12 protein-coding genes and 1 pseudogene are annotated in these 14,125 nt (G+C 67.1%); 5 read left to right on the plus strand and 8 right to left on the minus strand.

Annotation, left to right across the window (positions count from 1 at the left end; genetic code table 11):
* Positions 1-69: 69 nt before the first annotated feature.
* A complete protein-coding gene (locus BN423_RS07105) occupies positions 70-2,046 on the plus strand; it encodes a glycoside hydrolase family 2 protein (protein ID WP_019239568.1) in 1,977 nt (658 codons plus the stop codon).
* On the opposite strand, the gene BN423_RS07110 is transcribed toward BN423_RS07105, so the two are convergent.
* Both BN423_RS07110 and BN423_RS07115 read right to left on the minus strand, forming a co-directional pair.
* Complete coding sequence (locus BN423_RS07110) at positions 2,043-4,058, minus strand: elongation factor G (protein WP_019239569.1); 2,016 nt, start codon at positions 4,056-4,058, stop codon at positions 2,043-2,045. The genes BN423_RS07105 and BN423_RS07110 overlap by 4 nt on opposite strands.
* An 89-nt stretch (positions 4,059-4,147) precedes the next feature.
* Positions 4,148-4,477: a winged helix-turn-helix transcriptional regulator gene (locus BN423_RS07115; protein WP_019239570.1), complete on the minus strand. Its 330-nt coding sequence runs from the start codon at positions 4,475-4,477 to the stop codon at positions 4,148-4,150.
* A gap of 146 nt (positions 4,478-4,623) precedes the next feature.
* Here BN423_RS07115 and BN423_RS07120 point away from each other — a divergent pair, with 146 nt between their 5' ends.
* The 3 genes from BN423_RS07120 to BN423_RS07130 all read left to right on the plus strand — a co-directional run bounded on the left by BN423_RS07120 (position 4,624) and on the right by BN423_RS07130 (position 7,008).
* Complete coding sequence (locus BN423_RS07120) at positions 4,624-5,268, plus strand: NAD(P)-dependent oxidoreductase (protein ID WP_019239571.1); 645 nt, start codon at positions 4,624-4,626, stop codon at positions 5,266-5,268.
* Positions 5,269-5,330: 62 nt separating this feature from the next.
* A complete protein-coding gene (locus tag BN423_RS07125) occupies positions 5,331-6,143 on the plus strand; it encodes a protein-ADP-ribose hydrolase (RefSeq protein WP_019239572.1) in 813 nt (270 codons plus the stop codon).
* Positions 6,085-7,008, plus strand: coding sequence for an SIR2 family NAD-dependent protein deacylase (locus BN423_RS07130; RefSeq protein ID WP_232385533.1), 924 nt, complete (start codon positions 6,085-6,087; stop codon positions 7,006-7,008). Before BN423_RS07125 ends, BN423_RS07130 begins: the two co-directional genes overlap by 59 nt.
* Positions 7,009-7,224: 216 nt before the next feature.
* Here the strand turns inward: BN423_RS07130 and BN423_RS07135 are convergent, their stop codons facing one another.
* Positions 7,225-8,277 (minus strand): YeiH family protein, encoded by a 1,053-nt coding sequence (locus BN423_RS07135; RefSeq protein WP_019239574.1) that lies wholly within the window; start codon positions 8,275-8,277, stop codon positions 7,225-7,227.
* Between the two features lie 162 nt (positions 8,278-8,439).
* Between BN423_RS07135 and BN423_RS07140 the strand changes: the two genes are divergently transcribed.
* The gene (locus BN423_RS07140; protein WP_019239575.1) at positions 8,440-9,357 is read left to right on the plus strand and encodes a LysR family transcriptional regulator; all 918 of its coding nucleotides are present in this window, start codon (positions 8,440-8,442) and stop codon (positions 9,355-9,357) included.
* A 6-nt stretch (positions 9,358-9,363) separates the two neighbouring features.
* Here the strand turns inward: BN423_RS07140 and BN423_RS07145 are convergent, their stop codons facing one another.
* From BN423_RS07145 to BN423_RS07165, 5 genes and pseudogenes are all read right to left on the minus strand, one after another.
* Positions 9,364-9,546: a hypothetical protein gene (locus tag BN423_RS07145; RefSeq protein WP_019239576.1), complete on the minus strand. Its 183-nt coding sequence runs from the start codon at positions 9,544-9,546 to the stop codon at positions 9,364-9,366.
* A gap of 40 nt (positions 9,547-9,586) precedes the next feature.
* Entirely contained in the window at positions 9,587-9,892 is a 306-nt protein-coding gene (locus BN423_RS11805; RefSeq protein ID WP_019239577.1) for a hypothetical protein, read from the minus strand.
* A gap of 91 nt (positions 9,893-9,983) precedes the next feature.
* Positions 9,984-10,541, minus strand: a pseudogene (locus BN423_RS11810) (tRNA-dihydrouridine synthase); the annotation flags it as partial.
* Between the two features lie 234 nt (positions 10,542-10,775).
* On the minus strand, positions 10,776-13,007 hold the full coding sequence (locus BN423_RS07160; RefSeq protein WP_019239579.1) for a CehA/McbA family metallohydrolase domain-containing protein: 2,232 nt from the start codon (positions 13,005-13,007) through the stop codon (positions 10,776-10,778).
* Between the two features lie 231 nt (positions 13,008-13,238).
* Complete coding sequence (locus BN423_RS07165; protein ID WP_019239580.1) at positions 13,239-13,976, minus strand: hypothetical protein; 738 nt, start codon at positions 13,974-13,976, stop codon at positions 13,239-13,241.
* Between the last annotated feature and the right edge of the window lie 149 nt (positions 13,977-14,125).

The following is a 14,125-nucleotide window of genomic DNA, read 5'->3' on the forward strand; positions in this document are numbered from 1 at the left end:
TACAATAGCCAGCATCGGCCTTTCGCGCGCCGGGCTCGGCGGCGCGAACATCGAGAAACGGAGGCAGCCATGCTCGACGTGAGGCGCGCCCTCAAAGCTGCCCAGGTACCCGCGCGCACGCGCACCCTGCCCCTCTCGACCCCTTGGGGCGAAGCGATCGCTTCCGCGGGAGACGACGCCCCAGTTCTGCCCGAACACCCCCGCCCCACCACGCGGCGCGACGCGTACACCATGCTCAACGGCATGTGGGAGTACGCGTTCACCCCGCTTCCCGTGGAGCTTCCCCCGCGCAACACCCGCACGGGAGACGCCCGACCCTTGGCGCTCAACCGCGATGAGGCGCTTGCCGTGGTGAGCAGCGCCCTTGCGCCCATCACCTTCAACAGCGGCCGCATCCGCGTCCCCTTCTCTCCCGAGGCCCCGCTCTCCGGGGTGAACCGCATGCTCCGGCCGGACGAGCTCCTGTGGTACCGCCGGACCTTCGAGCCGCCCGCGCTCACCGCAGGCGAACGGCTCATCCTGCACTTCGAGGCGGTCGACTGGGTGTGCGCGGTCTACGTGAACGGGCAGCTCGCCGGCGAGCACGCGGGCGGGTACCTCCCCTTCGACATCGACGCCACGCCCTATCTCCGCCCTGCGAGCACAGAGCCTACGGAGCTCATGCTCTGCGTGTACGACCCCTCCGACGCGGGCGTGCAGCCGCGCGGCAAGCAGAGCCTCGCGCCCGGGGGCATCTGGTACACCGCGCAGAGCGGCATCTGGCAAAGTGTATGGTACGAAGTCGTGCCGGCGATGCATCTCACGTCGCTCTCCCTGAGCGGCGCGGCGGACGGCACGCTTGCGATCGATGCACGGGCGGCAGGTGCCGAAGCATCCGGCCGCGCCCTCGAGCTCACCGTCCTCGACCACGCGGGGGCTACGGTGCTTCAACAGACCCTCCCGCTTGACGCGCGCGGGAGGCTCCGAGCCACGCTCGCCGTCGAGAACCCGCACCGGTGGTCGCCGGACGACCCGTACCTCTACCAGGTGAAGGCCCGGCTCTGTGAGGGTTCGCCCACGACAGCCGCGTCCGCTCCGGACAGCGTCGAGAGCTACTGCGCGTTTCGCACCGTCTCCATCGAGCGCGATGCCCAGGGCGTGCCGCGCTTCTTCCTCAACGGCGAGCCGTATTTCGTGAAGGGCGTGCTCGACCAGGGCTACTGGCCGGATGGCCTCATGACCGCCCCCTCGGATGAGGCGCTCATCCACGACATCTCCGCCATGAAGGCCGCGGGCTTCACCATGATGCGCAAGCACCTCAAGATCGAGTGCGCACGCTGGTACTACCACTGCGACCGGCTCGGCATGCTCGTATGGCAGGACGCCGTGCAGGGCGGCGGCCCGTACAGCCTGTGGCATATCAGCCGCAAGCCCACGGTGTTCAAGCGCACCTGGGGCCGCTTCCGCGACGACATCCCGCCCCATCGTGCCGCCCTCGCGTCCACCGACGTGCGCTACCAGCTCGAATGGAACGAGACCTGCGCGGCCATGGTGCGCCTGCTCGCATGCCACCCCTCAATCGCCACCTGGTCGCTCTTCAACGAGGGCATGGGGCAGTTCGATGCCCGCGCGGCGGCCGAGCACATCCACGGCATCGACGCGACGCGTCCCATCGATGCCGTGAGCGGTTGGTTCGACCAGCATTGCGGGGACTACCTCTCGCAGCACAACTACTTCCGCCCGCTCACCGCGGACCGCGACCGCGGGCGCCTCTCCGGGTACGTCGCCCAGCGCGGGTTCCGCGCGCTCTTCCTCTCGGAATTCGGCGGATGGGGGCAGCCGGTCGAAGGGCACCGGTTCTCGGACGCCGCCTACGGCTATGGCGAGTTCGACGGCATCGATGCATGGCGCGCGGCGGTGCGCGCGTCGCTCGCCACCGCGGGGGACCTCGAGGCGCGCGGCCTCGCGGGCTACGTCTACACGCAGCTCTCCGACGTCGAGGACGAGGTCAACGGCCTCATCACCTACAATCGCCGCGTATGTAAAATTACCCCAGGGGTTTTTTAACATTCCGCGGAGAAGAAGGCGGCGTCGGCGGGGCGGTACGGCCGCAACCGCGCCGCATCGACCTCCGTGTGGGCGCGCTCCGGCACGTCGCGCCATTTGACCGTGAAGCCGGCGCCATGGCTGCAGAACACGGAATCCGGCGTATGGGGAAGGTCGGCCTCGGGATCGTACCCTTCCGCCGCGATGACTGCCTCCGCGTCATGGCACGCACGGTACCCCGAGAACGCGAGCGAGAGCCGGCCGCGCCCGCCCGTGTAGCGCGCGACCTCGAGCGCGTACGCGCCGACCTCGGAAGCCGGAACCGCGCCCTCGATGCGCGCTTGGCCGCCCTCAGCCAGGGGGGACGAGAACTCCGCCGCCATCCGCGCAAGGTCGGCAAGCGCGCGCCCCACGTTCTCCGCGGGGACGGTGAGGCGGAACCGGTACCAAGGCTCCAGCAGCACGCAATCCCCGCGCTCGCGGGCGCACATGAGCGCCTGCCGGATCGCCCGGTACGTCGCCTGGCGGAAGTCCCCTCCCTCGGTGTGCTTCAGGTGCGCGCGGCCGGCGAGGAGCGTGATCCGAACGTCGGTGAGCGGAGCGCCGATGAGCACGCCCACATGGTCGCGCTCCATGGCGTGCGTCAGGATGAGCCGCTGCCAATTGCGGTCGAGGTCGTCCTCGGCGCAGCGCGTGCCGAACTCCATCCCCGAGCCGCGCGGTAAGGGCTCGAGCATGAGCCGTACCTCGGCATAATGCCGAAGCGGCTCGAAATGGCCCACGCCCTCGACGGGCGCCGCGATTGTCTCCTTGAACAGGATGCCGCCCGTCCCGAAGGAAACCTCCATGCCGTAGCGCTCGCGCAGCTGCTCGCGGACCACATCCTGCTGGACCTCGCCCATGAGCTGCACATGCGCTTCCTGCAGCTGCTCATGCCAGGTGACGCCCAGCATGGGGTCCTCGCTCGCAAGCTCGCGCAGCGCGCGCACGAGCGCGGTGGCGTCCAGCCCCTCGGAGGGAATCACCTGGTAGGAAAGGACGGGCGCGAGCACCGGCTGCTCGCCGACGGGCTCCGCGCCGAGCACGCACCCCGGCGTCGCTTGGGAGAGCCCGGTCACGGCGCATACCTGCCCCGCGGGAACCTCGGCGACCGTTTCGAAGCTCGCCCCCTGGTAGCGGCGGACCTCGTCGATCTTCTCCGTCCACGCCTCCCCGCGCAAGCCCCGGCCGTCCACCAGGTCTTTCGCGCGCAAGATGCCGCCCGTGACCTTGAGCCAGGCGAGCCGCTCGCCGCGCGCGCCCCTGCTCACGCGGTACACGCGGGCGGCGAACACCTCCGGCCACGTTCGCTCGGCAATGAGGGCCACAATGCCATCGAGGAGCCCCTCGACGCCCTCCTCGCGAAGCGCCGCGCCGAAGAAGCACGGGACGATGGCGCGCTCGGCAACCAGGCGCGCGCACGTGCCCGCGGCGAGCGCGCCGGACTCGAGGTACTCGCCGAGCGCCGCCTCATCCGTCGCAGCCGCGTCCTCGAGCGCGGCCTCGGAGCCCGCGAGCAGCGCCGCCCCGTCCACGCAGCCCGCCGAGAGCCGTTCGCGCAGCTCGCGCATGAGCGCTTCGCGGCCGGGGTGTTCCAGATCCATCTTGTTCACGAAGATGAAGGTCGGGACGACAGAGCGCTCGAGCAGGCTCCAGAGCGTCTCGGTATGCCCCTGCACGCCATCGTTCGCCCCCACCACGAGGATCGCGTAGTCGAGCGCCTGGAGCGTCCGCTCGGCCTCGGCGGAGAAATCGACGTGCCCGGGCGCGTCGACGAGCATGAAGTGCGCGCCCTTCCAGTCGAGCGAGGCTTGCGAGGAGAAGATGGTGATCCCGCGCGCCCGCTCCATGGCGTCCGTATCCAGGTGGGAGGCGCCCTTGTCCACGCGCCCCGCCACGCGGATGGCGCCCGCGGTATGCAGCATCGCCTCGGCAAGCGTCGTCTTACCCGCATCGACATGCGCTAAGAGCCCTATAACCGCCTGAGCTGCCACGCAGCCTCCTCTCTGTTCCGCCAACCCGTTGGAGGCAGGTTCGGAAACGGCGCATTCAGCGCTTTCAGACCCGCACCCCAGCAGCCGTCCTACGCGCGCCAGCGCGCCTTAAAGCCTTCTCCCCACGTCCTGAGCGCATCCATAACGGGCGCAAGGCTTCGGCCGAGCTCGGTGAGCGAGTATTCGACGCGCGGCGGCACCTCGGCGAACACCTCGCGATGCACGAGGCCGTCGGCCTCCATGGCGCGCAACTGCTGCGTGAGCACTTTTTGCGACACGTGCCCCACGCCGCGTTGGAGCTCGCCGAAGCGCTTCGTCCCGCCGAGCAGCTCGCGCACGATGAGCACCTTCCACTTGTCGCCGATGAGCATGAGCGTCGTCTCGACGGGGCATGCTGGAAGTGCAGACGATTCCTTCATAGAAACCTGCTTCGCATTCACGCTGTTCACCGCCATTAGTTACTAATAGGTACTTACCGCACTTTATTGTGCCTACTTTCCAAATCATACTATTGAACAGAGTATAGCAGTGTCATCAAACGTTGTGCGAATGAAAGGAGCACACCATGTCCCAGAAGAACCCTAAGATCGCCGTCGTCGCCGCGAACGGACGCGTGGGCGCACTCGTCGTGAAGGAGGCTGCGGAGCGCGGCTTCGACGTCACCGCCATCGTGCGCGGCGATAACAAGACGGCGGCGCAGCACGCCCTCACGCGCGACGCCCTCGACCTCACCGCAAGCGACCTCGCGGAGTTCGACGTCGTCGTGGACGCCGCGGGCGGCTGGACCCCCGAGACCATTCCCGCCATCACCAATGTGGCCATCCACCTGGCCGACTGCGTGGCCGGCACGCCCACGCGCCTCATCGTCGTAGGCGGCGCGGGCAGCCTCTTCGTGAACCCGGAGCACACCGCCACCGTGGACCAGGGCCCGGACTTCCCGGAGGACTGGAAGCCGCTCTCGGCCGCGCACGGCGCCGCCCTCGCCAACCTGCGCGGACGCGCAGACGTCGCGTGGACCTACGTCTCCCCCGCCGCCGACTTCCAGGCGGACGGCGCGCGCACCGGCGCGTACACGCTCGCCGGCGAGGAACTCGCGCTCAACGCGGCCGGTGAGTCCCGCGTGAGCTATGCCGACTACGCCATCGCGATCGTCGACCTCATCGAGAACGGCGAGCACGTGCGCGAGCGCGTCTCCGTGGTGAGCAAGTAGCCTGATATGGGGGACAATTCCTCATGTCATGACCTGTGGAACAGGCGGGAGGAACGGAAGCGATGAATCAAGATGAGCGCAGGCGCTACCTTATCGACGCGCTGCAAGAAGAACGTGCCGCCCAAGGCGCCGATCCCGTTTCCATCCCGCCCGATACCCCCAGCCAGCGATCGCTCCTGCGCGCCCTCATGAACGTGCGGCCTCCCCTAGCTGCCGCGCCCGAGATGCTGAGCACGCAGGACGCCTACCTAGCAGGGCGGCTGCGCGAGCGCGGCGGGGAGGTCGATGCGGCAACGCTTCCGACCGTCGACGCGCGCGATCCCGTGCGCTCCCGCATCGCCCTTTGGCGCGGCGACATCACGCTGCTTGCCGCCGACGCCATCGTAAACGCGGCGAACGGCCAGCTGCTCGGGTGCTTCGTCCCCGGCCATCGCTGCATCGATAACGCGATACACACCTTTGCCGGCATGCAGCTGCGCCTTGCCTGCGCCGAACTCATGCGGGAACAGGGGCGCGAGGAGCCGCCTGGCGGCGTGAAGGTCACGCCGGCCTTCAACCTGCCGAGCACTCTGGTGTTCCACACCGTCGGCCCCATCGTGCGCGACGGCGCGCCCACCGCATGCGACCGCGCGCTCCTCGCATCCTGCTATCGCTCCTGCCTTGAGGAGGCGACGACGCGCCGCCTCGGCACGCTTGCGTTCTGCTGCATCTCGACCGGCCTCTTCGGCTTTCCCCAACGCGAGGCGGCGCGTATCGCCATCGAGGCCGTAACCGACCATCTCAACCGCCGCGATTCCACCCTGAAGGTGATCTTCGATGTTTTCCTCGACACTGATGAGCGCATCTACCAGGAACTCCTCTGCGGAGCTCGATAAACTCGCCGTCGCGATCGAAGAGGCGGATGCCATCGTCCTCGGCGCGGGATCCGGCCTCTCGACAGCCGCGGGCTTCACCTATGGCGGCGAGCGGTTTCGGCGTTACTTCGCCGATTTCGAGCGGGCGCACGGGTTCCACGATATGTATTCTGGCGGGTTCTTCCCCTTCGCCACCGAGGAGGAGCGCTGGGCATATTGGAGCCGGTTCATCTGGGTGAATCGCTATACCGACCCGCCCTCGCCCGTGTACGACGAGCTCCTCGCACTGCTGCGCGGGCGCGATTATTTCGTGCTCACCACGAACGTCGACCATTGCTTTCAGAAGGCAGGCATCGACCGAAGCAGGCTCTTCTACACGCAAGGCGACTACGGCCTTTGGCAGTGCAGCGAGCCGTGTCATAGGGAGGTATACGATAACGAAGCCACGGTGCGGGCGATGGTCGAGGCCCAAGGGTTCACGGTCAGCGCAAACGGCGCGCTCATGCCGCCCGCCGACGGTGAGCCTGCCATGCGCGTTCCCGCCGAGCTCGTGCCGCGCTGTCCCGTATGCGGCAAGCCCCTGGCGATGAACCTCCGGGCAGACGATACCTTCGTCGAAGACGAGGGATGGCACCGGGCGGCCGCGCGCTACCGGGACTTCCTGCGCCGGCACGAAAGGACGCGCGTGCTCTTCTGGGAAATCGGCGTCGGCGGCAACACGCCCGGCATCATCAAACTCCCGTTTTGGCGTATGACCGCCGCGAACCCCCGCGCGACGTACGCCTGCCTGAACCTCGGCGAAGCGCTCGCCCCGAGCGGCATCGCCGAGCAGAGCATCCTCATCGATGCGAGCGCCGCGGATGCCCTCCACTGGCTCGCCCGGTAGGCAAGAATTGCGTTTCGCAAAGGTTTATGCAACACCCTCGAAGTAGACCGGCCCATATGCGCAACAAAGCACCAGCTCAGAGCAGCGTGCGATTCTGGGCAACATCGGAGGTGCGCCTAAACCTTTGCGAAACTCGAATCTTGAAAACTGACGCGCGTACCGGGCATCCAGAACCCTCCAAGATTCCCAAAGCGCGCCCGTCCCTGTTAGGCCCTGTTACCAGATGCCGAGCAGGTGCTGCATGCCGAGGCTCACGGACGCGATGGCGACCCAGCAGGCGAGCCCCATGAGAATCGGTTTTCCGCCCGTGCGCACGAGCTTCACGATGTTCGTGTTGAAGCCGATGGCGGCCATGGCCATGATGATGAAGAACTTGCTGAGCTCCTTGATGGGCGCAGTCACGGCGGCCGGCAGCGCGAAGACCGTGGTCACCACGCTCGCGAGCACGAAGAAGATGATGAAGAACGGGAAGATGCGCTTGAGGTCGAAGCTGCCCGCGACCTCGCCCGTGCCCTCACCCTCCGCGGCGGCCTTCTTGGCGAGGTGAATCTGCCAGAACGCGAGCGCGAGCGTGATGGGGATGATGGCGAGCGTGCGCGTGAGCTTGACGATGGTCGCCTCATCGAGCGTGTTCGCGCCGGGATGCATGCCATCCCATGCCGCCGCGGCCGCTGTGACCGACGAGGTGTCGTTCACCGCGGTGCCCGCGAAGAGGCCGAAGCCCTCGTTGGACAGGCCAAGGATGGCGCCGAGCGTGGGGAACACGAGGGCAGCGATGACGTTGAAGAGGAAGATGACGCTGATGGACTGGGCGATCTCCTCGTCGTCCGCGTCGATGACGGGCGCGGTCGCCGCGATGGCCGAGCCGCCGCAGATGGACGAGCCCACGCCCACGAGCGTGGAGATCTTGCCGGGGATCTTGAGCGCGCGGTGCAGCACGTACGCAACGATGAGCGAGGTGGCGATCGTCGCGACGATGATGGGCAGCGAGGTCATGCCCACCTGCGCGATCTGGGCCAGGTTGAGGCCGAAGCCCAGCAGGATCACCGCCCACTGGAGCACCTTCTTGGAGGTGAACTTGACGCCCGCGGCGAGCGGCTCACCGGCGCGACCGGGCACCAGGAGCGCCAGCACCATGCCGATGATGATGGCGAAGACCGGGCCGCCGATCACCTCGAACTGCTTGCCGAGCAGCCATGCCGGCACCGCGATGATGAACGCGAACAGCACGCCCTTCCAAAGGTTCCTGAAGTCCTTGATAAGCTCCATGCAGCCGTTCCTTTCCGATAGGTTCCGTTGCTTTGAAGCTACCACCATCGCTTATAATGATTTCTATTGAATTGCTTATATATTCATAAGAATTATTTACGGGATGTGCGCTTGCGCGCCTGCATCGCCACCGCCTCCGCCCGCCCCGCCGAAAGGAGCCCCATGCTCGACTACCGCGTGCACACGTTCCTCGCCGTCTACCGCAGCCGCAGCTTCACGCAGGCGGCGCGCGAGCTCCACATCACGCAGCCCGCGGTGTCGCAGCACATCCGGCACCTCGAGCGGCACTACGGCGCGCGCCTCTTCGAGAAGACGACGCGCGGCGCAGAGCCCACCGAGGCGGGGCGGACGCTCTACCGCGCCCTCTCCGTGATGGAGAACGACGAGCAGCGCCTGTGCGCGGAGCTTCGCGCCGGCGCGCAGGGGGCGGACGCCACGCCCCTGCACCTGGGGTGCACGCGCACCGTGGCGGACTACGCGGTGCCGCGCATCCTCGCGCAGCGCGCGGCCGCTCTCCCGGTGAAGCCCATCTGCATGCGCGTGGGCAACACCGCCGAACTCCTCGCCCTCATGGATACGGGCGAGGTCGATTGCGCACTCGTCGAGGGGTCGTTCGACCGGACGGCCTTCGACTTCGCCGTCTTCTCGCGGGAGCCGTTCATCGCCGTCGCGAGCCCCGAGCAGGCGGAGCGCCTCCGCGCGGGCGGGGCACAGGGCATCGAGGGGCTCTTGGGCGCGCGGCTCATCCTGCGCGAGGCGGGCTCGGGCACCCGCGACATCCTCGAGCGGAACCTCGCGGCGCACGACCTCGGGACGGGGGATTTCGCCGGCGTCATCGAGCTCGCGAGCATCCCCGCGATCCTCGCCTGCGTCGAGGCGGGCGCAGGGATCTCGTTCCTCTACCGCATCGCCGCCGAGCGCGAGCTCGCCGCAGGCGCCCTCGTCGACGTCACGCCCCGGGACTTCACCATCGAGCACGACTTCTCGCTCGTCTGGCAGCGCGGCAGCATCTACGCGGACAGCTACCGCGCGCTCCTGCGCGCCTGGCGCAAGGTTGCCGGGGCGGGCGCCGCCCGGTAGCACGCCCTATGCGTCCGCGAGCGCATCGGCGACGCGCCCTGCGGCATAGAGGGGGTCTTTGGCGGATGCCGACGTCGGTTTCAACCAATTTTGGCGGATGCCGACGTCGGTTTCAGCCAATTTTTGGCGGATGCCGACATCGGTTTCAGCCAAAATATGGCGGATACCGACATCGGCATCCGCCATCATGGGTCGAGCAAAGGCATCAGAGCGGATCCGCGCTGCTCCCCTACCCCTCGAACCGCGGACTGCTCGCCAACGGCTGCGCACTCAGCACGCGCGCGGCGGCCGCCTCGTACTCGGCGGTGGTGCGCGCCTTCCGCACGGCGCGATGCACCGCGGTTGAATCGGCGAAAGCGAACTTGGCGTAGGACCACCATTCCTTCATGCGGAACACCGCGTTGCCGCCTATCTCCGCCTTGTAGGCGCCGTACAGCTCGTCGTGGAATCGCGCGAGCTCGCTGGCCGCGAGCGCCCCACCGCCGCGCAGCTCGCGTGCGAGCGCGGGGTTGGTCAGGATGCCACGGCCGAGCATCACATGGCGCGTCTGGGGGGTATGCCGCGCAGAGGGCATCCAGGTCGGCGCGGCAACATATGTCGCCGTTGTACGCCACGGGGAACGGGGCGCGCGCCAGGGTCTCACCGTACGCCTCCCAGCGCGGTTTGCCCTGGTAGCGGTCTTTCTGCACGCGCGGATGGACGATGAGCTCCTTGAGCGGAAGGCGGCAGTAGATGCCGAGGATGCGCCCGTATTCAGCGTCGTCCGCGATGCCGATCCGCGTCTTGACCGACACGGGCAGCGGCGAGCGGGCGCACACATCCTGCAGGAACGCCTCGAGCGCGTCCGGATCCCGCAGGAATCCTGACCCCCGCCCCTTGGCGACGACCGTCCCCGACGGGCAGCCCAGGTTGAGGTTCACCTCCGCATAGCCCATATCGGCGAGCAGCCGCGCGGCCCAGACGAAGCGGTCCGCATCGTTCGTGAGCAGCTGGGGGACGACATCGAGTCCCCGGTTGGCGGCCGGATCGAGCTCCTTGCGCGCGCGGCCGCCGAACGCCGACCCCACCTGCGGCGGGGTGAGAAACGGCGTGTAGTAGCGGTCGAGTGCGCCGAAGCAGGCGGCGTGCACCTGCCGAAAGGCGTGACCCGTTATCCCCTCCATGGGCGCCAGCGAGAAAAGCATCGGCCATCCCCTCGTTCACGGCATCGTGTGACAGCGGCTGCAAGCCGCACGAGCTACGGCTATTCCCATATCGCCGCAGACCCGTAGATACTATCACCTCGCCCGGCTGACGAGAGGTTGGTTGGGGGTTGGTTGGGGACGTGTTCCTTTCAACCCCTTTTTGGTCGGGGACGCGTTCGTTTCAGCCGCCTCAAAAAGGGGTTGAAAGGAACACGTCCCCAACCAACCCATTTGCTACGCCTCGTCTGAACGAGACTGCTTCAAGCTCCCCCAACCCAGCGTTACCGCCGCAGCGCCCAAGAGACCCGTGCCAACGACCGCGGCAAGCCCAGTGTCACCCGTCTGTGGCAGCGGCGAGCCATCATTCCCGGAGTCGGCGCCCGCGTTATCGGAGTCCGATCCAGCGCCCGTTCCAGAGCCGTCGGATCCGCCGGTCCCTCCGGTGCTGCCGGTACCATCCGTGCTACCAGAGCCGCCGGCGCCGCCATCGCCCGTCGAGACCGGGACGAGGCCCGTGATCGCCTCGTCAATCGCCTGCTTGGCCGCAGCGAGCTCCTCCCGCGTCGCCCCCTCGCGTGCGAGCACGCCACGACCGTGCTCGAGCGCCCGGGCAAGCGCCGCGAAGCTCGCCGAGGTATAGCTATCGGCTGCGTACCCCTCGCCCTTCTCGATCGCAGCGGAGAGCTCGTTGCGCAGCTGCGGCAGCAGAGTATCCTCGACCGCCGTCACGTACACGGGGTTCGCGTAGAAGCACAGGTTCGCGTAGTTGTAGTCATTGATGTAGTCGAAGCGCTCGACGCCCTCCTTGCCCGTGCTGGGGTCGACGTCTTGCAACGGGTCGCCGTTCTCGTCGACGGCGGCGACGCTCGTGCCGCGCACCCGGAAGTACCGCGTCGTGCCCGGCTCGGCCTCAACCTCGTACGTCAGGGTATAGCAGCCGTCTGCATCCGGCTCGCCGAAGTCGGCCGCGTGGAAGGTCTTCACGATCTTGGCGTCGGCGTTGGCGGTCGAAGCGTACGCGCCTTCGTCGACCTTGCCCGTCACGGTGCCCATGATGAGGTCGATATGGTCGACCTCAGGGGCGTTATGCGCGCCCAGGCCGGTGTCCGTCCCGCCGATGGTCTGGTAGTTGTTCATCGCCGGCACGTGGAAGCGGATGGTGATCGTGACGGGGCTTCCCTCGACGGCCTCCAGGGTCTGCCCCATGGTGGCGCTGCTCCCCTCACTCGATGCCATGAAATCAAGGGCGTCGATGAGGTTGCCATACGTGGAAAACGAGTTGCCCGATCGCAGGGCGCGCACGAGGTCGTCGACCGGACTCCCCGTGTCGACCACATACGTGTGCTGGCAGGAGAACTCGCTGGGCCAGTATCCGCTCGCGTAGCTCGTGCCCGAGGTCTTGAAGTGGAAGTCGGCGTTGGTGAAGTTCCAGAACCGGCGCCCCTCGCACAGCAGGGCGTCCCAGACGCCGCCAGTCTTGGCGATCATGGCGTCGCAGCCGTTGAACGTCTCCGGCAGCTCGCCGCGGCCGCCGCTCCAGGACATCTGGTTTCCGGGCATGCCCTCCATGCCGAAGACCAGATCCGGCGCGATGTCGTTCAGGCGGCGCAGTTTCTCGATCGTGACGGCGCCAGCGCCCGACGTGCCATGGCGGGAGGGGTGGTTGATGAGGACGAATCCATCGGGAAAGTTCTCGAGCATCCATCGCACGCCCTCGTACGAATGCTCAACATCGCTATCGCCCAGGCGCTCGCCCCATGTCGCAAGCTCGGTTGCCCCGTTGTTCTCGTACATAGCGGTAGGGTCATCGCCGTCGTTCGCGTTGTCCCCGCTTGCGTGCGCGAACTTCCACTCGAACTCATGGATCTTCTCGACGGGAAGCTCATCGCTGCCCGCGGTGTGGAACAGCACGGCACCGTGGTCCATATCCGGCATGTCCCATTCGCATGCGAAGGCGATGGTCTTGTCGGCATAGCTTCCACTCGCCTGCAGGTCGCGCACGAAGTCGTACTGCTTCTGCACGGCCTGGTAGAACGGGGTATCCCACTGATCGTTCCCCGAGCTCTCGACGCCGTCGAGCGAGCGGCGCAGGTGCTCGGCGAAGATGAGGTAGTCGAATTCCGTCTCATCGGTCAGCGCGTCGATATGGGCATCCTCGTAACCCGCATCGATGCGCTCGAGCGCCGCCGTATCGCGAAACGCTGCTGCCAGGTTGTTCGCAACCGCCATATAGGGGTTCGTGGCGTCTTTCGAAAGGATCGTATGGGTATGGTACTCGCCCCTGAGCCAGCGCCCCGCCTCAGCGGAAGATTCGGCAGAAGCCTCCGCACCGACCTCCTCGAACTCGGCAGCCTCCTCGGCAGCAGCTTGAGCGGGCGCGGAGATGGATGCGGCCGCACCGAGCGCGAGCGCCGCCTTGCAGACGGAGCGCCGGGAAACATTACGGTCATGCGATGAGGTGGGCATGGGAGGCCTTTCTAGACGGGGACAGACAGCGTCCCCAGTTTAGGAAGGCGGCGTCACGCTTCGATGAGCGTTTTGTAAGCGAGCGGTTAGCGCCCGCTGGAAAAGAGGTTGGGGGGGGGATTGGTTGGGGACGTGTTCCTTTCAACCCCTTATTGGTCGGGGACGCGTTCGTTTCAGCCGCCTCATAAAGGGGTTGAAAGGAACACGTCCCCAACCAACCCATTCCCGGCGCTACTTCCACCCATGCGCCGTGGACGAACCGGGACGGGCGCGCAGCACGACGTGCGCGCCGAGCGAGGCCGCGATCAACCCGGCAAGGCACCGTATGCAGGCGTCGGCGGTGGGGCTGTGCGGGAAGCCCAGAAGCGATAGGAACGCCTCCTGTGTGAGGGAGAGCGCGATGAGCGAACTCGCCAGCGAGATGATCCTGAGCGCCTTCTCGATGGCCGTCTTCGCGCCGCGCGTCTGGATGAGGTGCCTGACGTTGAGCCCGATCTCCAAAAACGTGAACGCGACGATCGCGAACGCCGCGGTCCTCTGGTACTCCCTCGATGGGTGGAAGAAGCTCCATGCCGCGTACGCCACGTAGAACAAGCTCGCAACCGTGAGCATGATGCCCGCGACGCGCGCGTAGCGCCGGGACGAACCGGAGCCGCCGCGCACCGCGCCCGTCGCCGTGACCAGGCGCGACGCTCCCATGAACAGGGTATAGAGCCCGTTGACGCACGCGAAGAGCGATGTGCCGAGCACGCCCGACACGATCTTGCCGATGCCGATCACGGCATGCCATGCCCCGAGCACTGTCGCCAGGTACAGCGCCCGCGCGGTCGAGGCGTCGTAGTTCTTCCGCACGTTCTCGCCAGCGGCGACCGCGTCCCGGAGCACGTCCTGGGCGCGCCGCCCGGAGGGACGGGAGCCGCGGCCCGCATGCTTCGCGTCTGCATTCATCTTGGTATCGACGGACACCATGACCTCCCCGCAACTCCGGTTCACGTTATATCAATTGTGCCCCTGGTTCCGTCGCGGCTCAATGGGTTGGTTGGGGACGTGTTCCTTTCAACCCATTTTGGGGAAGGCGGCCGGAACGAACATGTCCAAACCAAAAAATGGGTTGAAAG

It is taken from the genome of Enorma timonensis (assembly GCF_000321165.1).
In the GTDB taxonomy this organism is placed as follows: Bacteria; Actinomycetota; Coriobacteriia; order Coriobacteriales; family Coriobacteriaceae; genus Enorma.